General features: G+C 71.0%; 18 protein-coding genes, 1 tRNA gene and 1 pseudogene. 19 read left to right on the forward strand and 1 reads right to left on the reverse strand.

The window, feature by feature from the left end:
• Window positions 1–9 precede the first annotated feature (9 nt).
• From AC067Z_RS21305 to AC067Z_RS21325, 5 genes and pseudogenes are all read left to right on the forward strand, one after another.
• On the forward strand, window positions 10–843 hold the full coding sequence (locus AC067Z_RS21305; protein WP_478791260.1) for a type II secretion system F family protein: 834 nt from the start codon (window positions 10–12) through the stop codon (window positions 841–843).
• Window positions 840–1,640: a type II secretion system F family protein gene (locus AC067Z_RS21310; RefSeq protein ID WP_478791128.1), complete on the forward strand. Its 801-nt coding sequence runs from the start codon at window positions 840–842 to the stop codon at window positions 1,638–1,640. The genes AC067Z_RS21305 and AC067Z_RS21310 overlap by 4 nt, the downstream gene beginning before the upstream one ends.
• A gap of 61 nt (window positions 1,641–1,701) precedes the next feature.
• Window positions 1,702–1,929: a DUF4244 domain-containing protein gene (locus tag AC067Z_RS21315; RefSeq protein ID WP_478791129.1), complete on the forward strand. Its 228-nt coding sequence runs from the start codon at window positions 1,702–1,704 to the stop codon at window positions 1,927–1,929.
• Window positions 1,916–2,416, forward strand: a complete 501-nt coding sequence (locus AC067Z_RS21320) for a TadE family type IV pilus minor pilin (protein WP_478791130.1) — start codon at window positions 1,916–1,918, stop codon at window positions 2,414–2,416. The genes AC067Z_RS21315 and AC067Z_RS21320 overlap by 14 nt, the downstream gene beginning before the upstream one ends.
• A gap of 98 nt (window positions 2,417–2,514) precedes the next feature.
• A pseudogene (locus tag AC067Z_RS21325) lies at window positions 2,515–2,712 on the forward strand (Rv3654c family TadE-like protein); the annotation flags it as partial.
• Window positions 2,713–2,752: 40 nt separating this feature from the next.
• Here the strand turns inward: AC067Z_RS21325 and AC067Z_RS21330 are convergent.
• On the reverse strand, window positions 2,753–5,359 hold the full coding sequence (locus AC067Z_RS21330) for a DEAD/DEAH box helicase (RefSeq protein ID WP_478791131.1): 2,607 nt from the start codon (window positions 5,357–5,359) through the stop codon (window positions 2,753–2,755).
• A 78-nt stretch (window positions 5,360–5,437) separates the two neighbouring features.
• Between AC067Z_RS21330 and AC067Z_RS21335 the strand changes: the two genes are divergently transcribed.
• The 14 genes from AC067Z_RS21335 (at window position 5,438) to AC067Z_RS21400 (ending at window position 24,420) form a co-directional block, all read left to right on the forward strand.
• Window positions 5,438–5,791, forward strand: coding sequence for an STAS domain-containing protein (locus tag AC067Z_RS21335; RefSeq protein WP_478791132.1), 354 nt, complete (start codon window positions 5,438–5,440; stop codon window positions 5,789–5,791).
• Window positions 5,792–5,884: 93 nt separating this feature from the next.
• The gene (locus AC067Z_RS21340; protein WP_478791133.1) at window positions 5,885–6,319 is read left to right on the forward strand and encodes an ATP-binding protein; all 435 of its coding nucleotides are present in this window, start codon (window positions 5,885–5,887) and stop codon (window positions 6,317–6,319) included.
• An 842-nt stretch (window positions 6,320–7,161) separates the two neighbouring features.
• Window positions 7,162–9,567: a sodium-translocating pyrophosphatase gene (locus AC067Z_RS21345; RefSeq protein WP_478791261.1), complete on the forward strand. Its 2,406-nt coding sequence runs from the start codon at window positions 7,162–7,164 to the stop codon at window positions 9,565–9,567.
• A 187-nt stretch (window positions 9,568–9,754) separates the two neighbouring features.
• Entirely contained in the window at window positions 9,755–10,342 is a 588-nt protein-coding gene (locus AC067Z_RS21350) for a small secreted protein (protein WP_478791134.1), read from the forward strand.
• Window positions 10,343–10,466: 124 nt separating this feature from the next.
• A complete protein-coding gene (locus tag AC067Z_RS21355; protein ID WP_478791135.1) occupies window positions 10,467–12,014 on the forward strand; it encodes a DUF7059 domain-containing protein in 1,548 nt (515 codons plus the stop codon).
• 514 nt (window positions 12,015–12,528) lie between these two features.
• Window positions 12,529–12,726, forward strand: coding sequence for a hypothetical protein (locus AC067Z_RS21360; protein ID WP_478791136.1), 198 nt, complete (start codon window positions 12,529–12,531; stop codon window positions 12,724–12,726).
• Window positions 12,727–12,960: 234 nt separating this feature from the next.
• Window positions 12,961–15,789: a type I DNA topoisomerase gene (gene topA, locus AC067Z_RS21365; RefSeq protein WP_478791137.1), complete on the forward strand. Its 2,829-nt coding sequence runs from the start codon at window positions 12,961–12,963 to the stop codon at window positions 15,787–15,789.
• Between the two features lie 122 nt (window positions 15,790–15,911).
• Window positions 15,912–19,046, forward strand: a complete 3,135-nt coding sequence (gene tmk, locus AC067Z_RS21370; RefSeq protein WP_478791138.1) for a dTMP kinase — start codon at window positions 15,912–15,914, stop codon at window positions 19,044–19,046.
• Between the two features lie 199 nt (window positions 19,047–19,245).
• Window positions 19,246–20,451 (forward strand): DNA polymerase III subunit delta', encoded by a 1,206-nt coding sequence (locus tag AC067Z_RS21375; protein ID WP_478791139.1) that lies wholly within the window; start codon window positions 19,246–19,248, stop codon window positions 20,449–20,451.
• A gap of 79 nt (window positions 20,452–20,530) precedes the next feature.
• Window positions 20,531–22,072, forward strand: coding sequence for an alpha/beta hydrolase (locus AC067Z_RS21380; protein WP_478791140.1), 1,542 nt, complete (start codon window positions 20,531–20,533; stop codon window positions 22,070–22,072).
• A 149-nt stretch (window positions 22,073–22,221) separates the two neighbouring features.
• Window positions 22,222–22,295 (forward strand) — tRNA-Thr (locus AC067Z_RS21385).
• A gap of 592 nt (window positions 22,296–22,887) precedes the next feature.
• Complete coding sequence (locus AC067Z_RS21390; protein WP_478791141.1) at window positions 22,888–23,454, forward strand: hypothetical protein; 567 nt, start codon at window positions 22,888–22,890, stop codon at window positions 23,452–23,454.
• Window positions 23,455–23,713: 259 nt separating this feature from the next.
• Window positions 23,714–24,199, forward strand: a complete 486-nt coding sequence (locus AC067Z_RS21395; protein WP_478791142.1) for a DUF2975 domain-containing protein — start codon at window positions 23,714–23,716, stop codon at window positions 24,197–24,199.
• Window positions 24,199–24,420 carry a helix-turn-helix domain-containing protein gene (locus AC067Z_RS21400; RefSeq protein WP_478791143.1) on the forward strand — a complete coding sequence of 74 codons (222 nt, stop codon included), beginning with the start codon at window positions 24,199–24,201 and terminating at the stop codon, window positions 24,418–24,420. Before AC067Z_RS21395 ends, AC067Z_RS21400 begins: the two co-directional genes overlap by 1 nt.
• Window positions 24,421–24,537 lie beyond the last annotated feature (117 nt).

A 24,537-nucleotide genomic window follows, 5' to 3' on the forward strand; every position in this document is an offset into this window, starting at 1 on the left:
ACGGAGTCGATGTGCGCGGCAGCGGCGTGTGCCGGGGCGGCTGCCTGGCTGCTCACCGGCCAGGAACAGGGGCTGCGGCGGGCGCGGCTGCTCTTCGCCGGCGGGGGCGCCGTGCCGGTGCCGCCGCGCTGGACGTGGCGTCGGGTGCTGCCGGTGGTGCGGCTGCACAGGGAGTGGCTGTGCCTGCCGGTGGCTCTGGTGGTGGCGCTGTTGGGGAGCTCCGTTGTGCCGCTCGTCGCCGGAGCGGCTGCAGTTCCCTTGGTGCGGCGGCGATTGCGGGCACGGGAGCGCAGTACGGCGAAGCGACGGACGGCCGAGGAGATCGTGGCGTTGTGCGGCGCGGTGGCAGGGGAGTTACGGGCCGGTCTGCAGCCGGGGCAGGCGCTCTTGTGCGGAGCCAGGTCCACCCAGGCGCTTGGTGAGGCGGAGGCTGCCGTACTGGCGGCCGCGCGGTTCGGCGGTGATGTGCCGCGAGCGCTGAAGGAAGCGTCGCGCCGGCCAGGGGCGGAAGGGCTTGCCGGGGTCGCCGCCTGCTGGCGGGTGGCCGTGGACAGCGGCGCGGGTCTCGCCGCCGGTCTGGACCGGCTGGAGGCTGCCCTTCGGGCCGACCAGGACCAGCGGGAAGAGCTGAAGTCGCAGTTGGCGGGAGCCTGGTCGACGATCATGCTTCTCGCACTGTTGCCGGTTGCGGGGCTGGGGATGGGTTGGGCCCTCGGCGCCGACCCCCTCCGCGTGCTGTTTCACACCCCTGCCGGAATCGCCTGCCTCGTGATCGGAGGCCTGCTGGAGACCGCCGGGTTGCTCTGGGCGGCCCGGATCGTACGGGCGGGTGAGGAGCCGTGAGCCCGGATGTCGTCCACAGGCTGGGGGCCGTGCTTGCGGGCCTGGCGGCGTTCGCACTGGCCGGCTCCCTGGTCGCGGCGCACCGCCGTGGCAGGGCGATGCGCAGGCGGGTCGAGGAACTGCTCTCGCTGGAACGCGAACAGCGCCGCAGGAAAGCACAGTTCACCCGCAGAGCGAAACGATGGGCGGCGCCCTTCGGCGCTTTCGTCGTCGGCTACAGCCTGATCGGCGGTGTCGTGGGCGCCGGTGTCGGGGCCGCGGCTGCCTACGGGGTGCGGCGCAGCCTCCGCGGTCGGGAGCGTTCCGCTGCGGTGGAAGCCCAGAGGAGCGAGGGCACCGACCGCCACAGCAAGGAGGCAGCTCGCCAACTACCGCTTGCCGCGGACCTTCTGGCTGCATGCATCTCCGCCGGGGCGGGCCCGCGGGAGGCGGCCGAGGCGGTGGGGGAGTCGCTCGGCGGCCAGATCGGCGAACGGCTGTCGAGGGCAGCTGCGGAGCTCCGGCTCGGAGGTGAACCGACGCAGTCCTGGGGCTGGTTCGGGCGGATACCGGGCGCCGCCCCGCTGGCCCGATGTCTCGAACGTGCGGACTCGACCGGAGCGCCGGCGGCTGAGCCGGTGGCGCGGCTGGCCGCGAGACTCCGCGCGGACCGCGCCCGAGAAGTGGCGGCACGCGGGCGAAGGGCGCAGGTGCTGATCACGGCACCCGTGGGGCTCTGCTTCCTTCCCGCGTTCCTCGCGGTGGGCGTGGCGCCCGTGGTGATCGGGCTGGCCGGCGGGCTGCTCGCCGAAGGCTGACAGGTCCGACTTCTCAGCAACAGCACTTCAGCAACAACACTTCTTCAACAGGGGGTTGAGCATGTGGAAGACATTGTGGCGCCGGGTGTGCGGCACGAACCGGCTGCGCCGGTTGCGCGGGACGGTGCGGGCGAAGCACAGGGACCGGGGGATGACGACCTCCGAGTACGCGATGGGGACGATCGCCGCCTGCGCTTTTGCCGCCGTTCTGTACAAGGTGGTCACGAGCGGTGCCGTCTCGAAGGCGCTCGAATCGGTCATCGGGAAGGCCCTCGATGCCCAGTTCTGACACGCGCTGCGGGGCGCGGGCCGGCAGCGGGGACCGAGGGTCGGTGACCGCCGAGGCGGCTGTTGCGGTACCGGCGCTGGTGGTTTTCGCGATGGCGCTCGTCTGGGCATTGACGGCCGCTTCGGCGCAGATCCAGTGCGTGGACGCCGCCCGTGCCGGGGCACGGGCGGCGTCCAGGTCCGAGCCGCGTGCGGCGGCGCTGGCCGCCGCACGCTCCGCGGCACCGGCCGGCTCGCGGGTCACCCTGGCAAGGGCGGGAGATCTGTGGCGTGTCCGGGTCGAGGCCGATGCTCCCGGTCCCGGCGGGCTGGGGATCACCCTGGGCGCGGTGGCGGCCGCCCTGGCCGAGGACACGGTGGGACAGGACCCGGCCGGAGAGCCGGCGACGAGCCCGGCCATGAGCGGGAACAGCGCCCCGGTGCAGGTGGTGCACGCTCCGGCCCGCCCCGGTGCTCTTGTGCGGCACAGCGTGGTGGTGAGGCGGTGAACCGGATCCGCAGCTCCCGCACGGGGCGCACGGTGGCCGCGCGGGACCGGGGCTCGGCCACCGTCTGGGTCGCGGCTGCGACGACTGTGTTGTGTGCGGTGTTCGCAGTCGTCCTCGCGATGGGCCAGGCAGTCGTGGCACGGCACAAGGCGGGCGCGGCCGCGGACCTGGCCGCCCTGGCCGCGGCTGACAGCGCCCTGAGCGGCACAGGACCGGCATGTGCGAAGGCTGCCGCCGTTGCCCGGGCGCAGGAGGCGGAGATCGCCCGCTGCGCGGTGGTGGGCGAGATCGCGGACGTGAGCGCCCGAGCCCGCTTCGGACCGTACGCCCCGGAGGTCAGGGCGAGGGCGGGGCCGCCTCCGGGGGATCCTCCCCCCGCGACTGCGACGGGGGGCCGCTCGGCTCCCGAGCAGGGGGCGGTGCTGTCGAGGCGTCCGAAATCGCCGGGGTCTGCGGATCGGCCGGAGCTTCGGGTGAGGTCGTCGGCGGTGCCTCGGCCGGGGCGCCACGGAGCAGTTCCGTGAGGAGCCGGACCGCGCCGCGCTTGTGCAACGGATCATTGCCGTTGCCGCATTTGGGCGACTGGATGCAGGACGGGCAACCCGCTTCGCACTCGCACGAGGCGATGGCCTCGCGCGTGGCGGTCAGCCAATCGCGGGCCGTGTGGAAGGCCCGCTCGGCGAAGCCCGCGCCACCAGGGTGCCCGTCGTACACGAAGACGGTCGGGAGCAGCGTGTCCGGGTGGAGCGGGACGGACACCCCGCCGATGTCCCAGCGGTCGCAGGTGGCGAACAGCGGCAGCATGCCGATCGAGGCGTGCTCGGCGGCGTGTAGGGCGCCGCCCAGTTGCTCCGGGCCGATCCGGGCGGCGTCGAGCTGGTCCTCCGTGACCGTCCACCACACAGCGCGGGTGCGCAGGATCCGCGGCGGGAGGTCGAGCTTCGTCTCGCCGAGCACTTCGCCGGTGACGAGCCTGCGGCGCAGGAAGGAGACGACCTGATTGGTGACCTCGACGGAGCCGTAGCACAGGCGTCCGTCGCCCCAGGGGATGTCGGTGTCGGTGTCGAGTACGGAAATGGAGGTGGTGTCGCGGGCGGTGGTCGAGTACGGCGGGTTGGCTTCCTCGACGAGGGCAACCGAGTCCTCGAGGTCCAACTGCTTGACCAGATAGGTGCGGCCTTGGTGGAGATGGACGGCACCGTCGTGCACGGCAGTGTGGGCGGCGGGCTCGTCGACCGTGCCGAGCAGCCGGCCGCTGGAGGCCTCGACGATCTGGACGGGCCGCCCTCCGCCACCGCGGATGTCGGTGAGGTCGGCGGCCCGCTCGCGGCGGGTCCAGTGCCATCCGGTGGCTCGCCGCCGCAGCAGCCTGGCGCTCTCCAATTGGGGGATCAGCTCGGCGGACGCGGGTCCGAAGAGATCCAGGTCGGCTTCTGTGAGCGGGAGTTCGGCGGCAGCCGCGCACATGTGAGGAGCGAGGACGTAGGGGTTGTCGGGATCGAGGACGGTGGACTCCACCGGCCGCTGGAACAGCGCCTCGGGGTGGTGGACGAGGAACGTGTCCAGCGGGTCGTCCCGCGCGACGAGCACAGCCAGCGCCCCGTGGCCCGACCGTCCCGCGCGGCCGGCCTGCTGCCACAGGGATGCACGGGTCCCCGGGTAGCCGGCGATGACCACGGCATCCAGTCCGGCGACGTCGACACCGAGCTCGAGGGCGGTGGTGGCGGCGAGGCCGAGCAGTTCACCCGAGTGCAGGGCCCGCTCCAGGGCGCGGCGTTCTTCGGGGAGGTAGCCGCCGCGGTAGGCGGCCACCCGCTGTGGCAGGGAGCGGTCCACCTCGGCCAGCCGCTCCTTGGCGATCACCGAGATGAGCTCGGCGCCGCGGCGTGAGCGCACGAAAGCGACGCTGCGCACACCCTGGACGGTCAGATCGGTGAGCAGGTCGGCGGTCTCCGCCGTTGCGGTGCGGCGGACCGGTGCGCCCTTCTCACCGAGGAGCTCGGTGAGCGGCGGCTCCCACAGGGCGAACACGAGCTCCCCGCGCGGGGAAGCGTCATCGGAGACCTCGGTGACGGACAGTCCGGTGAGGCGACCGGCGGCCACCGCAGGTTCCGCAGCGGTGGCAGAGGCGAGAAGGAAGACGGGATCCGCTCCGTAGCGGGCGCACAGGCGGCGGAGGCGGCGCAGCACCTGGGCGACGTGGGAGCCGAATACACCCCGGTAGGTGTGGCACTCGTCGATCACGACGTAGCGCAGGGAGCGCAGGAAGGAGGACCAGCGGGGGTGGGAGGGAAGTATCCCGCGGTGCAGCATGTCCGGGTTGGTGAGGACGTAGTTGGCGTACTGCCTCACCCACTCCCGCTCCTCGACGGGCGTGTCGCCGTCGTAGACGGCGGGGCGGATGCGGTTGCCGAGTGGCGCGGCGAGTTCCTTGACGGCGCGCCGCTGGTCGGCGGCGAGGGCCTTGGTGGGGGCGAGGTACAGGGCGGTGGTGCCCCGACCGTTCGCGGCCTCGGAGCCGTCGAGGAGGGCACTGAGGACAGGGGCGAGATAGGCCAGGGACTTGCCCGAGGCGGTGCCCGTAGCGATGACCACCGATTCGCCGTCCAGAGCGTGCTCGGCGGCGGCTGCCTGATGGGCCCAGGGATGGTCGATGCCGGCTGCCTGCACGGCGCTGATCACTTCCGCGCGGATGCGGTCGGGCCAGACGGCATGCCTGCCCGGTCGGGGGGGCAAGTGCTCCGTATGAGTGATGCGCGCAGCCCGGTCAGCCCCTGCGGTGAGCCGGTCGAGGACCGTACCGGGGGAGGGGCGGGTTTCCCCGCCCTCGGGAGGTCGTCTGGGACGGTAATTCTTGGCCATCGGCACCGAGTGTGTCACTGGCGTGACGGACAATGGTCCCAAGGCGTCGTGCATGGCTGCTGGTAAGTGATTGAATGCCATCGCGGCTGGCGACCGTCCTCCGGCTCCGTCGGGGAGACCTGAGGGGCGGCCGCTCGATAGCAAGGTGCTGGAGGATCCGTGGACCTGTCCCTGTCGACTCGCAATGTGTCCGGCCCTGGTGGCGACCGTACGGTCGTCGAGGTCGGTGGCGAGATTGATGTGTATACCGCGCCCAAGCTGCGCGAGCAGTTGGTCGAGTTGGTGAACGACGGCAGCTACCACCTGGTTGTCGACATGGAAGGTGTGGATTTCCTCGATTCCACCGGCCTCGGCGTACTCGTCGGCGGCCTCATGCGTGTGCGCGCACACGAGGGCTCGCTGCGCCTGGTCTGCAACCAGGAGCGCATTCTCAAGATCTTCCGGATCACGGGTCTGACCAAGGTGTTCCCGATTCACACCACGGTCGACGAAGCCGTCGCGGCGACCGACTGACGGTCGGCCGGAGACTGCCGGAAGCAGGGAGGGGTACCGGGCATCCAGCCCGGGCCCCTGAGATGCACGCTCGTACGTCCGAGGGGGATCTGCATGGCCACCGTTGAGCTCCGCTTCAGCGCCCAGCCCGAGCACGTGAGGACAGCCAGATTGGTGGCTGCCGCCGTGGCACGCAGGGCCGGGGTCGATGAGGCGGTGCTGGACGAGGTACGTCTCGCCGTGGGCGAGGCGTGCAGCCGAGCCGTCGGGCTGCACCGCAGTCACGGCGTCACGGCGCCCGTGCGGGTCGTGCTCTCCGAGGAGGAGAAGACCTTCTCCATCGAGGTCGGAGACGAGGTCCCGACCTCGGGCGGCGGAGCGCAGGCTGGTGGTGGACGCGCTTCTGACGACGGGGACGCCGACGGCGAGGACGAAATGGGCCTCGCAGTCATCAGCGGTCTCGTCGATGACGTGGAGGTCTCCTCGTCGGAGGACGGCGGCGTGATCCGTATGAGCTGGCCCGCGACGCCGCCCGCGGTGACGGCCTGACCCGTTCGGCCCTGCCTGGCCGTACCGGACGGTCGGCCTCGCATTCGTGCGCCACGATCCGGTGCGACACGCCGTGCAGCGGCGGCCACGCTTCGCCGCGGCGTTCAGTTGCGTGCCGCTGAGGGCGTCGGCCCGTGGCGCCCTTGAGCGCTGCCCGGGCATGCCCACGCTCCCGCAGCCCCTGTCCTGGGCCGCGGCACATCGTTCAGCCGTAGCTCCCGTGTGCCCAGCGGCCGCGGGCGCCCGCCCATGGCCCCGGCCCTGCCCGTACGGCCCCGCTCACGCCGCCAGATGTCATCCACGCCCGCTGCCGCGCCCGGTGTCCTGAGCCGTTCCACCCGATCCGGTGTCGCCCTCGCCGCTGTGTCCGGCCTCGGGCCGCAGGCGTCCTGCGGCCTGCCTGTGTCCAGGGTCGAGGTGAACCGGCCGGTCGATCCCTCTGGCGGCCCGGGACGGCGGGTCCGCGTCTGAGTGCGTGACCCGATTGGCGCAACGGAGGGCGACGGATCCACAGGAGCTGCCGCAGGCCGGTGAGGGACCGGACAGATTCTGCGTGCCGGGCGCTCTGCGGCCTTGACCGCCGTCCAGGTGATCGATCTTTTGATCCGCCGGTGATTCTCATATGAAGAAGGCCCGCTGAGCAGGGTCTTTTCCCGGCCTCTAGATCGTTGATCAAGCGGTCAATGCGTTTGCCCCATTACTGCTTTCGGGGTCAATTTTCGAGCGGGATCTTTTGCTGAGTAGCAGGCGAAGGTCAATTGCATTTGCCGCACCCTGTTTTGATCAGGTTCCGCTCCCTACAATCCGTCCACATCTTGGGCTCTGAACGTCAAGGAGGACGAATGGCGGGGCTTTTCAACCCACAACTGGCCGATCATCCCACTTCTCTCGCGGCCGCGGTGCTCACGAACGACAACCGGATGATCGTCGTGGTGATCGCCGTCGTCGCGATCGCGGCGCTCGTCGTCGCGCAGCTGCTCGTACGTCAGGTGCTCGCCGCCGGTGAGGGCACCGATGCCATGAAGAAGATCGCGGCAGCCGTGCAGGAAGGCGCAAATGCCTATCTCGCGCGACAGCTACGGACTCTCGGCGTCTTCGCCGTCGTGGTGTTTTTCCTGTTGCTGCTTCTTCCGGCCGACGACTGGTCGCAGCGGGCAGGGCGTTCGGTGTTCTTCCTGGTGGGAGCGCTCTTCTCGGCGGCCACCGGATACATCGGTATGCGTCTTGCCGTACGAAGCAATGTGCGCGTCGCCGCGGCGGCGCGCGAGGCGACACCGGCGGAAGGCGAGCCGGAAAGGGATCTCACGGCCGTCTCGCACAAGGCCATGAAGATCGCATTTCGTACCGGCGGCGTGGTCGGCATGTTCACAGTGGGCCTCGGACTGCTCGGCGCCTCGTGTGTGGTGCTGGTCTACGCGGCCGACGCGCCCAAGGTCCTTGAGGGCTTCGGCCTGGGAGCCGCGCTGATCGCGATGTTCATGCGTGTCGGCGGCGGAATCTTCACCAAGGCGGCCGACGTCGGCGCCGACCTTGTCGGCAAGGTCGAGCAGGGCATCCCCGAGGACGACCCGCGCAACGCAGCGACAATCGCCGACAACGTGGGCGACAACGTCGGCGACTGTGCCGGCATGGCGGCCGACCTCTTCGAGTCGTACGCCGTCACGCTCGTCGCGGCGCTCATTCTCGGTTCTGCGGCGTTCGGCGACGCCGGACTGGCCTTCCCGTTGATCGTTCCGGCGATCGGCGTGGTCACCGCGATGATCGGTATCTTCGCGGTCGCCCCGCGGCGCGCCGACCGAAGCGGGATGACCGCCATCAACCGTGGGTTCTTCATCTCCGCGGTGATCTCGATCGTCCTCGTGGCCGTGGCGGTGTTCGTCTATCTGCCCTCCTCGTACGCCGAGTTGGACGGAGTCAGCGATGCCGCGATCCTGGCGCACGAGGGGGACCCGCGCCTGCTCGCTCTCATCGCCGTGGCCATCGGCATCGTGCTGGCCGCCCTGATCCAGCAGTTGACGGGCTACTTCACGGAGACGAACCGCCGTCCCGTCCGGGACATCGGCAAGTCGTCGCTGACCGGACCTGCCACGGTGGTGCTGGCCGGCATCTCGATCGGTCTGGAATCCGCGGTCTACACGGCGTTGTTGATCGGCCTCGCTGTGTACGGCGCGTTCCTGCTCGGCGGCACGTCGATCATGCTCGCCCTGTTCGCGGTGGCGCTGGCCGGTACCGGTCTGCTCACCACTGTCGGCGTGATCGTCGCGATGGACACGTTCGGTCCGGTCTCCGACAACGCGCAGGGCATCGCCGAGATGTCCGGCGACGTCACGGGCGCGGGCGCGCAGGTCTTGACCGACCTGGACGCGGTCGGGAACACGACCAAGGCGATCACGAAGGGCATCGCCATTGCGACGGCGGTGCTTGCGGCCGCCGCGCTCTTCGGCTCGTACCGCGATGCCATTGCCACCGCGGCCAGGGAAGTCGGGGAGAAGGTCGGCGACGGCGCTCCGATGAACCTGGTGATGGACATCTCGCAGCCCAACAACCTGGTGGGCCTGATCCTCGGCGCCGCGGTCGTCTTCCTCTTCTCGGGGCTGGCGATCAACGCGGTGTCGCGGTCGGCGGGAGCCGTGGTCTACGAGGTGCGGCGGCAGTTCCGCGAGCACCCCGGGATCATGGACTACACGGAGAAGCCGGAGTACGGGCGCGTCGTCGACATCTGCACCAAGGACGCGCTGCGCGAGCTGGCCACACCCGGTCTGCTCGCGGTACTGACCCCGATCGCGGTCGGGTTCTCACTCGGCGTCGGCGCTCTCGGCTCGTTCCTGGCGGGCGCCATCGGCACCGGCACGCTGATGGCCGTCTTCCTCGCCAACTCCGGTGGCGCGTGGGACAACGCCAAGAAGCTCGTCGAGGACGGGCATCACGGCGGCAAGGGCAGCGAGGCCCATGCGGCGACGGTGATCGGCGACACGGTGGGCGACCCGTTCAAGGACACGGCCGGTCCTGCGATCAACCCGCTGCTGAAGGTGATGAATCTGGTGGCGCTGCTGATCGCGCCCGCGGTCGTCCAGTTCAGCTACGGGGACGACTCCAACGCGGGCGTGCGCGCGCTGGTGGCCGTCTTCGCCATCCTGGTCATCGTCGGGTCCGTGTACATCTCCAAGAGGCGCGGTATCGCGGTGGGCGACGACGAAAGCACTGCTGAGCGCAGCTCGAAGTCCCCGGATCCCGCGGCGGTTTCCTGACACATGCTCAATGGACGGGCGGGCGCCACGGATTGATGTGGCGGCCGCCCGTTGACGCGTCTGGGTGAGCCTTGTCTCCCTTGGTGCAAATGGCTGCAATAGGTGATGAACCGGACGTACGACACGCGGTTGTCGCCCACTTGGCGTGTATGTTCCGGGGCCGAGAGCCTTGGAAGGGACCAATCCGGTGAACAAGAAGCTTGCGGCCGCACTGTCCGTCGGTGCGGTACTGATGATGACGCTGTCGGGATGCGGCGACGACAGCGAGGAGAAGGTGAACGACTGGGCCAAGAAGGTCTGTGACCAGGCGCAGCCGCAGATCCAGAAGAGGGCCGACGCCCAGCAGACCATCATCTCCACTGCCGCCGACGGCAAGCCGGCCGACATCCAGGCCGCCGACTCCAAGGCGTTCGCGGACATCGCCGCGGCGGACAAGGCACTTGCCACGGCCGTCAGGAACGCCGGTGTGCCGCCGGTCGAGAACGGCGAGAAGCTGCGCACCGACGCGGTGACCGAACTGGAGGCCACTGCCAAGGAATACCTGGCGCTGAAGACGAAGGTCGACGGCCTCGACCCCAAGGACCAGCAGAAGTTCGCGGACGGTCTGCAGGAAGTCGCGGACGGTCTCAAGAAGATCGAGCGCATGGACCAGGCCGCACTGGCCAAGCTGCAGTCCGGGGAGTTGGGCAAGGCGATGGCCGAGCAGCCGGGCTGCCAGAAGGCCAAGGCGTCGAGCGCCGCGTCGGGCGGGTCCACCTCGCCGGACAAGGCCTGACCGGCGGGGTGCACGCCACCCCGCCGCAACGCACCGCCGGCCCATGGCCCGGTCCTGTACGGGGCCGGGCCATGGGGCGTTGTGCCATGCGGCGATTCTCGGTGGCGACGGCCACAATGGGTTCGTGAGTACGACCACTCTTCCCGCGACCGAACACGCCCCGGCGCTCCGCGACGCCCTCATCGCCGCCGGTTTCACCGCCGACGGCCTGCTCGACCTGCTGGGTGCTCCCGCGTACGCGGCGCTCGCCCGCAGCGAGACCGTGCCCGCGCTGCGCGCCACCCGCGGTGACGGCGTGCTGGAGACGCTGGTGCGGCTGTTCCTGCTGCAGTGTCCCGTCCCGTTCGGGCGGGCGCGCGCCGCGCTCCCCGTCGAGGAGTGCCTGTCCGACGGCTGGGTCCGGCGGGACGGGGACGAGGTCCGGGCCACCGTGGACGTCCGGCCGTACGGAGGGCAGGAGGGGCAGGACTGGTTCATCGTGTCCGACCTGGGCTGCGCCGTGGGCGGGGCCGGTGGCGCGAGCGGTCGGGGCGAAGGGGTCGTCCTCGGTGTCGGCGGGGCCTCCACCACGCTCGCCGGCCTCACCGTGCGCACGCCGGTCGCCTCCGCGCTCGACGTCGGCACGGGCTCCGGCATCCAGGCGCTGCATGCCGCGCAGCACGCGACGCGGGTCACCGCCACCGATCTCAACCCCCGCGCGCTGCACTTCACCCGGCTCACGCTCGCGCTGTCCGGGGCGCCGGAGGCCGACCTGCGGGAGGGCTCGCTGTTCGAGCCGGTCGGCTCGGACACCTACGACCTGATCGTGTCGAACCCGCCGTTCGTCATCTCGCCCGGTGCCCGGCTGACCTACCGTGACGGCGGGATGGTCGGGGACGACCTGTGCCGTTCGATCGTTCAGCAGGCGGGGGCCAGGCTGAACGACGGGGGGTTCGCCCAGTTCCTCGCCAACTGGCAGCACGTGGAAGGGGAGGACTGGCAGGAGCGGCTGCGCTCCTGGGTGCCGCGCGGGTGCGATGCCTGGATCGTGCAGCGCGAGGTGCAGGACGTGACGCAGTACGCCGAGCTGTGGCTGCGGGACAGCGGCGACCACCGCAGTGACCCGGCGGAGTACGCGGCTCGGTACGACGCCTGGCTGGACGAGTTCGAGGCGCGCAAGACCAAGGCGGTCGGCTTCGGCTGGATCACCCTGCACAAGTCCGGTGCGGACCGCCCGTCGATCGTGGCCGAGGAGTGGCCGCACCCGGTGGAGCAGCCTCTCGGCGACACCGTGCGCGCGCACTTCGACCGGCAGGAGTATCTGCGCAGGCACGACGATGCGGCGCTGCTCGGGGGCCACTTCAGGCTCGCGCCCGAGGTGGTCCAAGAGCAGGTCGGCCTGCCGGGTGCCGAGGATCCGGAACATGTGGTGCTGCGCCAGAACCGCGGCATGCGCCGGGCGACGAAGGTGGACACGGTGGGCGCGGGGTTTGCGGGGGCGTGCGACGGGACGCTGAGCGCCGGGCGGATCCTCGATGCCATCGCCCAGCTGATCGACGAGGACCCGGTGCTTCTGCGTGACCGGACACCACAGGCGCTACGGCTGCTGGTGGAGGAGGGCTTCCTCGTACCGGCCGAATCGGGCGGCGCGTCCTGGCCTGCGTCCGCTCCTGATCGGCAGGACCGGCCCTGACCCGATCTGGCCCGCAGCGCAGACACTGACCCGACCTGACCCGCAGCGCAGACCGTGACCCGGATCCGCAGGACAGGCGGTGGGCCGTGTCCGCGCGGCGCCCTCGGCCGGCCGCCATCGGCGAGGGCGGTTTCGCGTCGGCTGATGCGGGCAATCCGGCCAAAGTTCGGTTTTGCGACCGATTCCGCCGCGGCCGGCCACGCTCTGCCACGGCCTGGCACGTTGCCCCTGCCCGGTGGGCAGTCGCTCCGGGTGCACGGGCGAGGCCCGGCCGTCGCCCGGCGCGCCGATTCGATCGGCTGCCCAGGTGTCTCGCAGCGGATGTGACGAAGCCGTTCCCGCTGCGTGCCATGGCTGCGGCGGGAAGAAGGAGAGGAAGGCTCCGGGAAATCGCCGGAGCGACCGGGCGGGTGAACCCACGCGCCGTTCACCCGGAATTCGCGCCGACGACGCCAGGGGGTGCCAGCCTCGGCCTCCGGGACAACCAGGACGCCAGGGAAGGCCGGGTGCGGGCATGGAGAGCGGGCCAGCGATCTTCGCCGGGACGGCGTTCGCGCTGTTCGGAGCCGGGCTGCTGCTGTGGACGGGGATGCGCCTGGCGCACCGTGCGCCCGTGGCGCACGGCGTGAGCCCCGCCACCGCCACCGCGTTCGGGATCTTCTTCGGTGCGGTCTTCCTCACGCTCGGGGTGTGGTGCTTCGGCCGTCTGTGAGGTGGCGCCGGGGCGCCGACGTGCCGGTCCGGGCGGCAGAAACGGCTGGAGTCGGGTTACCGTTCGAGTGGCCGTTGCGGGCTTTTGCCGTTTGACACGGGGGCGGGTTGTACCGTCACACTCCGCAGCGACGGCAGCGTCACAGCTGTGTTGTAGCGCTGGTACGACAGTCACGTACCGCGTGCCGTACCGCTGTGAGCGCCCATCGAATGTCGACCGGAGAGAAGAGCGAAGTTGTCCCCGACCAGCGAGACCGCACAGGGCGGCCGCCGACTCGTGATCGTCGAGTCGCCTGCCAAGGCGAAGACGATCAAGGGCTATCTCGGCCCCGGCTATGTCGTCGAGGCGAGCGTCGGGCACATCCGCGACCTGCCGAACGGCGCCGCCGAGGTGCCGGAGAAGTACACCGGCGAGGTGCGCCGCCTCGGTGTCGACGTCGAGCACGACTTCCAGCCGATCTATGTCGTCAACGCCGACAAGAAGGCTCAGGTCAGGAAGCTCAAGGAGCAGCTCGCCGAATCCGACGAGCTCTACCTCGCCACCGATGAGGACCGCGAGGGCGAGGCCATCGCCTGGCACCTCCTCGAGGTGCTCAAGCCGAAGGTCCCCGTCCACCGCATGGTCTTCCACGAGATCACCAAGGACGCGATCCGCGACGCCGTCGCCAACCCGCGCGAGCTCAACAAGCGCATGGTCGACGCCCAGGAGACCCGCCGCATCCTCGACCGCCTCTACGGCTACGAGGTCTCGCCGGTCCTGTGGAAGAAGGTCATGCCGCGGCTGTCCGCCGGCCGTGTGCAGTCCGTCGCGACCCGGCTCGTCGTCGAGCGGGAGCGGGAGCGCATCGCGTTCCGCTCCGCCGAGTACTGGGATCTGACCGGCACGTTCTCCACCGGCCGTGCCGGTGACGCCTCCGACCCCTCGACCCTCACGGCGCGTCTGAACACCGTCGACGGGCAGCGCGTCGCGCAGGGCCGCGACTTCGGTTCCGACGGCCGGCTCAAGTCCGCGCAGGTGCTCCACCTCGACGAGGCGAACGCCCGTGGCCTGGCCGCCGCGCTCGCCGACGCGTCGTTCGCGGTCCGCTCGGTCGAGTCCAAGCCGTACCGCCGCTCGCCGTACGCCCCGTTCCGTACGACGACGATGCAGCAGGAGGCCTCCCGCAAGCTGGGCTTCGGGGCCAAGGCGACGATGCAGGTCGCGCAGAAGCTGTACGAGAACGGCTTCATCACCTATATGCGTACGGACTCCACCACGCTGTCCGACACCGCCGTCTCGGCGGCTCGGGCGCAGGTGACGCAGCTGTACGGCGCCGACTATCTGCCGGACAAGCCGCGCACCTACGCCGGCAAGGTCAAGAACGCGCAGGAGGCGCACGAGGCGATCAGGCCTTCGGGTGATCGTTTCCGCACCCCCGCGGAGACGGGGCTCACCGGCGACCAGTTCAAGCTCTACGAGCTGATCTGGAAGCGGACCGTCGCCTCCCAGATGAAGGACGCCGTCGGGAACAGCGTCACCGTGCGGATCGGCGGACGGGCGTCCGACGGCCGGGACGCCGAGTTCACCGCGTCCGGCAAGACGATCACCTTCCACGGCTTCATGAAGGCCTACGTGGAGGGCGCCGACGACCCGAACGCCGAGCTGGACGACCGCGAGCGGCGCCTCCCGCAGGTCGCCGAGGGCGACGCACTGTCGTCCGAGGAGATCTCGGTCGACGGCCACGCCACCAAGCCGCCCGCCCGCTACACCGAGGCCTCGCTGGTCAAGGAGCTGGAAGAGCGCGAGATCGGCCGTCCGTCGACGTACGCCTCGATCATCGGCACCATCCTCGACCGCGGCTACGTCTTCAAGAAGGGGACGGCACTCGTCCCGTCCTTCCTCTCCTTCGCCGTGGTCAACCTGCTGGAGAAGCACTTCGGCCGGCTCGTCGACTACGACTTCACCGCGCGGATGGAGGACGACCTCGACCGCATCGCGCGCGGCGAGGCGCAGGCCGTGCCGTGGCTGAGGCGTTTCTACTTCGGTGAGGGCGAGGCCACCGGTGCCGCCTCCGAGGCGGGCAACGGCGACGGCGACCACCTCGGCGGTCTCAAGGAGCTGGTGACCGACCTGGGCGCGATCGACGCCCGGGAGATCTCCAGCTTCCCCGTCGGCAACGCCATCACTCTGCGCGTCGGCCGCTACGGCCCGTACGTCGAGCGCGGCGAGAAGGACGCGGAGGGCCACCAGCGCGCCGACGTCCCCGAGGACCTCGCACCGGACGAGCTGACCGTCGAGTACGCGGAGGAGCTGCTCGCCAAGCCGAGCGGCGACTTCGAGCTGGGCGCCGACCCCGTCAGTGGGAACCAGATCGTCGCCAAGGACGGGCGCTACGGCCCGTACGTCACCGAGGTGCTCCCCGAGGGCACCCCGAAGACAGGCAAGAACGCGGTCAAGCCGCGCACGGCATCGCTGTTCAAGGACATGTCCCTGGACACGGTCACGCTCGAGGACGCGCTGAAGCTGATGTCGCTGCCGCGCGTGGTCGGCACCGATGCCGAAGGCGTCGAGATCACCGCGCAGAACGGCCGCTACGGTCCGTATCTGAAGAAGGGCACCGACTCGCGCTCGCTGGAGAACGAGGAGCAGCTCTTCAACATCACCCTCGAAGAAGCTCTCGCGATCTACGCGCAGCCGAAGCAGCGCGGCCGGGCCGCCGCCAAGCCGCCGCTGAAGGAGCTGGGCACCGACCCGGTCAGCGAGCGTCCGGTGGTCGTCAAGGACGGCCGTTTCGGCCCGTACGTCACCGATGGCGAGACGAATGCGACGCTGCGCACCGGCGACAGCGTCGAGGACATCACGCCGGAGCGCGGCTACGAGCTGCTCGCCGAGAAGCGGGCGAAGGGTCCGGCCAAGAAGACCGCCAAGAAGGCGGCGAAGAAGGCGCCCGCGAAGAAGACCGCCGCCAAGAAGACGGCGGCGAAGAAGACGACCGCCGCGAAGAAGACGACGGCGGCCAAGAAGACCACCGCCAAGAAGACCACCGCCAAGAAGACGGCGGCGTCGGCCAAGACGGACGAGTAGGCGGCCCGCAAGGGCCGCAGGACGGGCGCTTTGTCCGCGAGGGACTTCACACTCTTGCGACAAAGCGCCCGTGTGTTCGGACACCCCGCCGAGGAGTGACCTGCTCCGGATAGGCTGGACGGATGACGCGAGCCGAGCAGCCACCCGAGCAGCAGGCGGTCATGGGTACCGCTGCAGAGACTGCCTCCGACGCATCGGATTCCGACGCACTTGCCGCGGACTCGCGGGAGCGCGCCGTCCGTGCCCTCCTTCGACACGCACCGCTGAGGCGGCTGTGGAACGCGCAGGTGGTCGGCGGAATCGGGGACGCACTCGGCGTTCTTGTGCTTCTTCTGCTGTCGTTGCAGGCGGCGGTCGAGTCGGGTTCCTTCGGGACCGGATACCGCGGGGCGGCCTTCGCCGTCGCCGCCGTGCTGGGTGCGCGGGTGCTGGCCACGGTGCTGTTCGGCGCCGTCCTGCTCGGCCCGATGACCTCGCTCACCGCGCCGAACGGACCGCTCGACCGGCGCTGGACCATGATCGGCGCGGACGGCGTGCGCGTCGTGCTGCTGGTCATCGCCCCGCTGTGGGCCGACTGGACGCCGTCCAACGCCCTCGCGATCCTGCTGATCACCGTCTTCGTGACAGGTGTCGCCGAACGCTTCTGGACCGTCGCCCGTGAGAGCGCGGCGCCCGCGCTGCTGCCCGCCCCGCCGCCGGAAGGTGCCGCGGTACGGCCGCTGCCCGACCATCTGGACGCGCTGCGCAGGCTGTGGCTGCGCACCAGCTTCGCCGTCATCCCCGCTGCAGCCGCCGTACTGCTCGTCGCCACGCTCATCGGGAATCTGCTCGGTTCGGGCATCGAGTGGTTCACGCTCCACCAGGCCGCACTCGGCTCGTACATCGCGGCCGGACTGTTCGCCGCGTCCGTCTCGACGCTGTTCTTCGTGGAACTGCCCGGTGCGCAGACGCCCCGGCCGCGTTCGCCGCTGGAGGGCCTGCGCCGTCCGTCCACGGGCAACGGCGTGGACAAGGGCCGCACCGGCAGCATCCCGCTCTTCGTCCTGGCCTGTGCCGCGGTCACCGGAGCCATCGCCTCCGCCGCGGCCGTCGCCGTCCTGCACGCGATCGACCTCGGCGGCGGCCCCGCCGCGTTCGCGCTGCTCGTCCTCGCGCTGATCGGTGGCACCGGGGTCGGCATCCGGGCGGCCGGAGCCGTACTGCCCTCGCTCTCCCGGCGACGGCTGCTCGCCCTCGCCCTCGCTCTGACCGGCGTCGCGCTGCTCGCCATGGGGCTCGTGCCGGACACGGCGACCGTGCTGTTCATCGCGGTGCTCGCGGGCATCGCCGGAGGGATCGCCGCGAGCACCGGGCACGCGCTCATCGACCAGGAGACCGAGGACTTCCGCCGGCCCCGGATGACCGAGCACCTGCAGGCCGTCGTCCGCGTCGCGATCGGGCTCGCCGCGGTCGCCGCCCCGCTGCTCGCCGCCGCGATCGGGCCGCACCGGCTCGCCAGCGGCGACTTCGTCTTCGCGCACGGCGGGGCGGCGTTCACGCTCATGCTCGTCGGTGCGCTGCTGCTGCCCGTCGCCGCGCTCGTCCTCGCCAAGACGGACGACCGCTCCGGTGTGCCGCTGCGCCGCGATCTGCGCGACGCGCTGCGGGGCGGCGCCGACCCGGCACAGACGCCGACGGCGACCGGTTTCTTCATCGCCGTCGAAGGCGGTGACGGCGCCGGGAAGTCCACCCAGGTCGAGGTGCTCGCGGAGTGGATCCGCGCCAAGGGCCACGAGGTGGTGGTCACCCGCGAACCGGGCGCCACACCCGTCGGCAAGCGGCTGCGCTCCATCCTGTTGGACGTCTCCAGTGCGGGGCTGTCCAACCGTGCCGAGGCCCTGCTCTACGCCGCCGACCGTGCGGAGCACGTCGATTCGGTCGTCCGGCCCGCCCTGGAACGCGGCGCGATCGTCATCTCCGACCGTTACATCGACTCGTCCGTCGCCTACCAGGGAGCGGGCCGGGACCTGTCACCGACCGAGATCGCGCGGATCTCGCGCTGGGCGACGGACGGGCTCGTCCCGCATCTGACCGTGCTGCTCGACGTCTCACCACTGGCGGCGCGCGAGCGGTTCACGGAGGCTCCGGACCGGCTGGAGTCGGAGCCGGAGGAGTTCCACCAGCGGGTGCGTGCCGGGTTCCTGACGCTCGCCGCGGCCGACCCCGGTCGCTACCTCGTCGTGGACGCGGGCCAGGACCCGGAGGCCGTCGCCACGGTTGTCCGGCACCGGCTGGACCAGCTGCTGCCCCTCTCCGAGGCGGAGATCAAGGCTCGCGAAGAGGCGCGCAAGGCCGCCGAGGAAGAGGCCCGGCGCAAGGCCGAGGAAGAGGCCGCGCGCAGGGCCGAGGAGGAGCGCCTGGAGCGTGAGCGCCAGGAACAGCTCGCCAGGCTCCGTGCCGAGGAGGAGGAGCGCAAGCGGCGCGAGGAGGAAGAGGCCCGCCGGGTCGAAGCGGAGCGGCAGGCCGAGGAGGCCAGGCAGCGTGCCGAGGAGGCGCGTGTCCGCGCCGAGGAGGAGCGCAGGCGCCGCGAGGCCGAGGAGAAGGCGCGTCAGGCGGAGCAGGAGCGTCTGCGCCGGCAGGCCGAGGAGGAGGCCCGGCTGCGGGCCGAGGCCGAGGAACGCCGGCTGGAGAAGCAGCGCAAGGCGGAAGAGGCACTGCTGAAGGCCGAGGAGGCGCGCCGCGCGGCCGAGGCGGAGGCCGCGGCGGCGGCGCAGGCGGCTGCGCAGGCCGCATCGGCCCGTGCTTCCGCTCCGGAGTCCGCGACGGAGGTCACGGTGCCGACGCCGGTCGTGCAGCCGGACACCCCTCCCGAGGAGATCACCCAGGAGGTCCAGCGTCCCGGCGCCCCCGAGGCCGCCCACGCCGCCCAGGACGAGACCACGGTGCTGCGGAAGGTACCGGACGAGGCCGAGACCTCCGTCCTGCCGGCCGTCGACGAGACGGCGGTCCTCCCGCCGGTGCGCGAGGGGATACGGGACGCCGATCCGGCGGACCGGGTTCCGGCGGACTTCTTCCGCGATGCACGGGAGGAGCCTGCCGAGGCCCCGAACGAGCGCACCCGGGAGCTCCCCCAGGTCGATCCGGCGCCGGGCCGCTCGCGCCGTCGCTCGGACTGGGCGGAGGAGACCCCGCTGGACGACCTGCCGACGCTGGCGGACGAACTGCTCGGGCCGCACGAGGACGACGACGAGGGCCGGCGCGGCGGACGCCGCCGCTGAGCCGCCGGGCGCGTGCGGTCTGTCCCCGCCGCTAGTCGTCGGGGACGGGGACCGCACGCGCAGACGCGTCGCGGTGAGCCTCCGTACGCGACACCTGGCTGCGTCTCCGTACGCGACCCCTTGCCGCGCCCTGCCGCGCCCCGGTGTCGGTGCGCTGGCCCACAATGGGAGACCGCAGGACGAAAGGCGGTGACGGCGCGTGGCCGTTTGGGACGACATGGTCGGCCAGGAGCGTGTCCAGGCGGAGCTGTCCGCCGCCGCACGGGACGCCGATGCGCTGGTCACCGCCCACGCGGAGGGTGCCCCCGCGCCCGCCGCGTCGAAAATGACGCACGCCTGGCTGTTCACCGGGCCGCCCGGCTCGGGGCGGGTCACCGCGGCTCGGGCCTTCGCCGCCGCCCTGCAGTGCACCGGCCCTGACCGGGCCCTCGGCGGCACGCCGGGCTGCGGCTTCTGCGACGGCTGCCACACCGCGCTGATCGGCACACACGCGGACGTCAGCTCGATCGCCGCCGTGGGCTCGCAGATCCTGGTCGACGACATGCGGGACACCGTCCGCAAGTCGTTCACGTCACCGGCGAACGGCCGCTGGCAGGTGATCCTCGTCGAGGACGCCGAGCGGCTGAACGAGAAGTCGGCCAACGCCGTTCTCAAGGCGGTCGAGGAGCCCGCGCCCCGGACGGTCTGGCTGCTCTGCGCGCCCTCCGTCGAGGACGTGCTGCCCACCATCCGCTCCCGCTGCCGCCACCTCATCCTTCGTACGCCTCCGGTCGCCGCCGTCGCCGACGTGCTGATCAGGCGCGACGGAATCGAGCCCGCCGCCGCCGAGGCAGCCGCGCGCGCCACACAGGGACACATCGGCCGCGCGAGGCGGCTGGCCACCGACGAGCGTGCTCGGGCCCGGCGGGCGACCGTCCTCCAGTTGCCGCTGCGCGTCGGTGACATCGGCGGCTGCCTCAAGGCCGCCCAAGAGCTCGTCGACGCCGCCGCCGAGGACGCCAAGCAGGTCTCGGAGGAGGTCGACGTGAAGGAGACCGAGGCCCTCAAGGCCGCGCTCGGCGCGACCGCCGGCGGCCGTATGCCGCGTGGCACGGCGGGTGTGATGAAGGAGCTGGAGGACAAGCAGAAGCGGCGCAAGACCCGCTCCCAGCGTGACAGCCTCGATCTCGCGCTCTCCGATCTCACCGCCTTCTACCGCGATGTGCTGGCCCTCCAGCTGGGCTCGCAGATCGCGCTCGCCAACGACGACGTACGGGACTCGCTCGACCGCATCGTCAAGGGATCGACGCCCGAGAGCACGCTGCGCCGCATAGAGGCGGTCGTGGCATGCCGCGACGCGCTGGACAGCAACGTGGCACCGCTGCTGGCGGTGGAGGCCATGGCGGTGGCCCTGCGCGCGGGTTGACGGGGCACATCCGGGTTGACCGGATCACCCGTACGAGCACGGACGGGCATCTCCGGCCTGCTGCCATTACGCTCCGGGCATGGACACCCGGCGCCTGCTCCGCACCTTTGCCCTCCCGCTGGCCACGGTCGGCCTGCTCGTCTCCGGCTGCAGCGGCGGCAGTTCGCCCGGTTCCTCGACGTCCGGTTCGTCGACATCGGGCAGGGCGGCTCCGGCCGCCGACCTCAAGCCGTACTACTCGCAGAAGCTGACCTGGCGCTCGTGCGGTGTCCCGGGGTTCCAGTGCGCGACGATGAAGGCTCCGCTGGACCATGCCGACCCGAAGGGCGCGTCCATCAAGCTCGCCGTCGCCCGCAAGAAGGCCACCGGCCCGGGCAAGAAGCTCGGCTCGCTGTTGGTCAATCCGGGCGGCCCCGGCGGCTCGGCCATCGGCTATCTCCAGGGATACGCGGGCATCGGCTACCCGGCACCGGTCCGCGCGCAGTACGACATGGTCGCCGTGGACCCGCGCGGGGTCGCGCGCAGCGAACCGGTCGAATGCCTCACCGGCCCCGAGATGGACGCCTACACCCAGGTCGACCAGACCCCCGACGACTCCGGCGAGACGTCGAAGCTGACGGCGGCCTTCAAGGACTTCGCCGCAGGCTGCGAGAAGCGCTCCGCAGAGATCCTTCCCCATGTCTCCACCGTGGAGGCGGCCCGGGACATGGACATTCTGCGCGCCGTGCTGGGCGACGAGAAGCTGAACTACGTCGGCGCCTCGTACGGCACGTTCCTCGGCGCGACCTACGCGGAGCTGTTCCCCGACCGTACGGGCCGGCTCGTCCTCGACGGCGCGATGGACCCCTCCCTGCCTGCCCGGGACATGAACCGCGACCAGACGGCCGGGTTCGAGACCGCCTTCAAGTCCTTCGCGGCGGACTGCATCAAGCAGAGCGACTGCCCCTTGGGCAACACCTCGGTCGATGACGCCTCCGACCGTCTCAAGGCCTTCTTCAAGAAGCTCGACGCGAAGCCCGTGCCGACCGGCGAGAGCCGTGATCTGGGCGAGTCGCTCGCCACCACCGGCGTGATCGCGGCCATGTACGACGAGGGTGCCTGGCCCCAGCTGCGCTCGGCCCTGAAGAGCGCGGACGAGGGGGACGGAGCGCCGCTGCTGGCGATGGCCGACACCTACTACGAGCGTGAGTCGGACGGCTCGTACGCGAATCTGATGTTCGCCAACGCGGCGGTGAACTGCCTCGACCTGCCGGCTGCCTTCGACGAGCCCGAGGCCGTCGCGCCGGCCGTCCCCGCCTTCGAGAAGGCCTCCCCGGTCTTCGGTAAGGGCTTCGCCTGGGCCTCGCTGAACTGCGGATTCTGGCCCGAGGAGGCCACCGGAAAGCCCCACCGCATCGAGGCGAAGGGCGCGGCCCCGATCGTGGTGGTCGGCACCACCCGCGACCCGGCAACCCCGTACAAGTGGGCCGAGGGCCTCTCGGAGCAGCTGTCCTCCGGCACGCTGCTGACGTACGAGGGCGACGGCCACACCGCGTACGGCCGGGGCAGCGACTGCATCGACACCGCGATCAACACGTACCTCCTGGAGGGCACGCCCCCCTCGGACGGCAAGCGCTGCTGAGGGGCGCAGGGCGGCCCGGGGACGGTCCCGGGCCGCTGCTCAGACGGTGCCCGGGAGGTGGTTCGGGGCACCCGGAAGAACCCTGTAGACTTGGCGCCGCTGCTGATGAGAGCGTGTCCTCGCGAGGACAACTCTTTCCTCGGCAGCTTGCCGCCTTAGCTCAGTTGGCCAGAGCAACGCACTCGTAATGCGTAGGTCTCGGGTTCGAATCCCGAAGGCGGCTCACCTGAAACCCCAGGTCGGATACTGATCCGACCTGGGGTTTTGTCGTTCAGCGGACGCGGCGGCGGAGCGGGCCGCGCGGGTGTCGGCGGTCTCAGTTCTGGTCTCAGTAGGGCGCTGCGGATCGGGTACGAAGAACTCGCCCATGCGCCGCATCGCGTCCCAAGCCTGCCCGAGTAGCCGGACAGCGTACGGCCCCTGATCATGCCCGACCCCATACCGGGCAGGACACCGGCCAAAGCCGTTCCGCCGACCTCGGACTGGTCGCGCCCGCCCGCCATCACCAGTGCGCAGGCAGGAGCCCCGTCGGCCGGCTGTGTAACGCCCAGGCCCATCGAGGTGAGGCGGGCCGCCTGTTCGGGTGAGACTGCCTGCGCGGTAGGAGTGCCGACCGTGGTGGCGCGGGACAGACCGCAAGGGCATCGCCCGGACCAGGCACCCCCTTCCTTCTCCACCCCGTCACTCCCTTGGGAGCAGAGGTGCGTTCCTCGCCGCCGACTACCGCAGCCGGTCAATCCCGCTCACTGCTGCATCGTTGCCGTGCGGCCGACACAGCAGGGCGCCGGAGGCGGGCGCTGGCCACAGCCATCGCGGTGATTGCCGCCGGTGCCGCCCAGTTGGCGCTGCCCGGAACTGCCCACGCCCAGGGCGACTGCGAGACCGTTGGCACCACGGTCACGTGCACCTTTGACGACCCCGGCGCGGATCACACCTTCAACGTCCCGCCCGGCGTCACCCAACTGGACGTCACCGCAACCGGAGCCGCAGGCCAGGACGGACCCGACGGCGGTGAGACCGGTATCGGTTCCACCGTCACCGGCACCGTCACCATCCCGCCAAGCACCCCCACCCTTTACGTCAACGTCAACACCGGCGGCGGAGCAGGCGGCGTAGCACACGGCGGAGAGCTTCCCTCGGCAGGTGGCGCGGGGGGTGGCTCCAGCGACGTCCGCACCTGCATGTCGACCGCTCCCGATTGTGAACTGACCGGCGACACCGACACCGACCCCCGCCTCATCGCCGCAGGCGGCGGCGGAGGAGGAGGCGCCGGATTCATGACGCTCATGGAGCCAGGGCAACCAGGTCAGGTGGCCCGGACTCCATCAACAGCCAGGCGCCTTCTCAGCACCGGATCGGTCGCTACCCAGGAAGTCGTCTGAGCACCCCCAAGCCTGCGTTTCGTTGGTGATTCTCGGTAGCCGGTGCCCAGGGCTTCGGCGTAGTCGGGCGGCGTCCGATTCATGCTCGAGCGAGGCCGACTTCGACAAGATCAAGGCGGTTCGTGCGAACGCCATGCCATGGGAGGGGGCGGAGACGTCCCGTCACGGTGCGAAACCGCCGCCCACCCTCCGCCCCAGCCATTGCTTCACCTATCGATGTTCGATAGATTTCCATCGCAACTCGATGGAAGGTTGGGTCGTGGGAAAGCTGACAGTGCGGGCGCTGCGCGCCGTGCTCGCGGTGGTGCTCGCCGGCACCGTGTTCGTACAGGCAGGGATGGTGTGGGCGTTGGCCACCGACCCGGAGGACGGGTCGCTCCCGCTGACCCCGCTGCGCGTGATCACGATCCTGGGTATGGCGTCGGCCCAGGTCGCCCTGGTCTGCGTATGGCGGCTGGTGACGATGGTGCGACGTGGAACCGTGTTCTCCCACGCCGCCTTCCGGTACGTGGACTTCGTGATCGGCGCAATCGTGGCGGCTGCCCTGTTGTGGTTCGCGGTCACCGCCATCAATGCGCCGGGCCAGCGGGACGACCCGGGCGTCACCGTCATCATGGGCGGGGTTGGCCTGGCCATCCTGGGGGTCGCGCTCATCGTGCTCGTGCTGCGGATGCTGCTCGCCCAGGCCGTCGCGCGCGACGTCGAAGCGGCGCAGATGCAGGCCGAGTTGGACGAGGTGATCTGATGCCGATCGCCGTCGACATCGACGTGATGCTGGCCCGGCGGAAGATGTCCGTGGGCGAGCTCGCGGACCGCGTAGGGATCACGCCCGCCAACCTGGCGGTACTCAAGAACGGCCGCGCCAAGGCGGTGCGCTTCGCGACGCTCGCCGCGCTCTGCGAGGTGCTCAAGTGCCAGCCGGGCGACCTGCTGCGCTGGGAGGCCGAGAGCGCCGCGGGCGGATGACGTGCCCAGGGCGGGCGCGAAAACGCCTGGCACCACGGCCCGTGAGACGGCACGGGCGCCGGACCGGCGCCCACGCGTGGAAGGGGCCGGGAGGTTGACACCTCCCGGCCCCTTCGG

Source organism: Streptomyces sp. NPDC043812, from assembly GCF_056436245.1.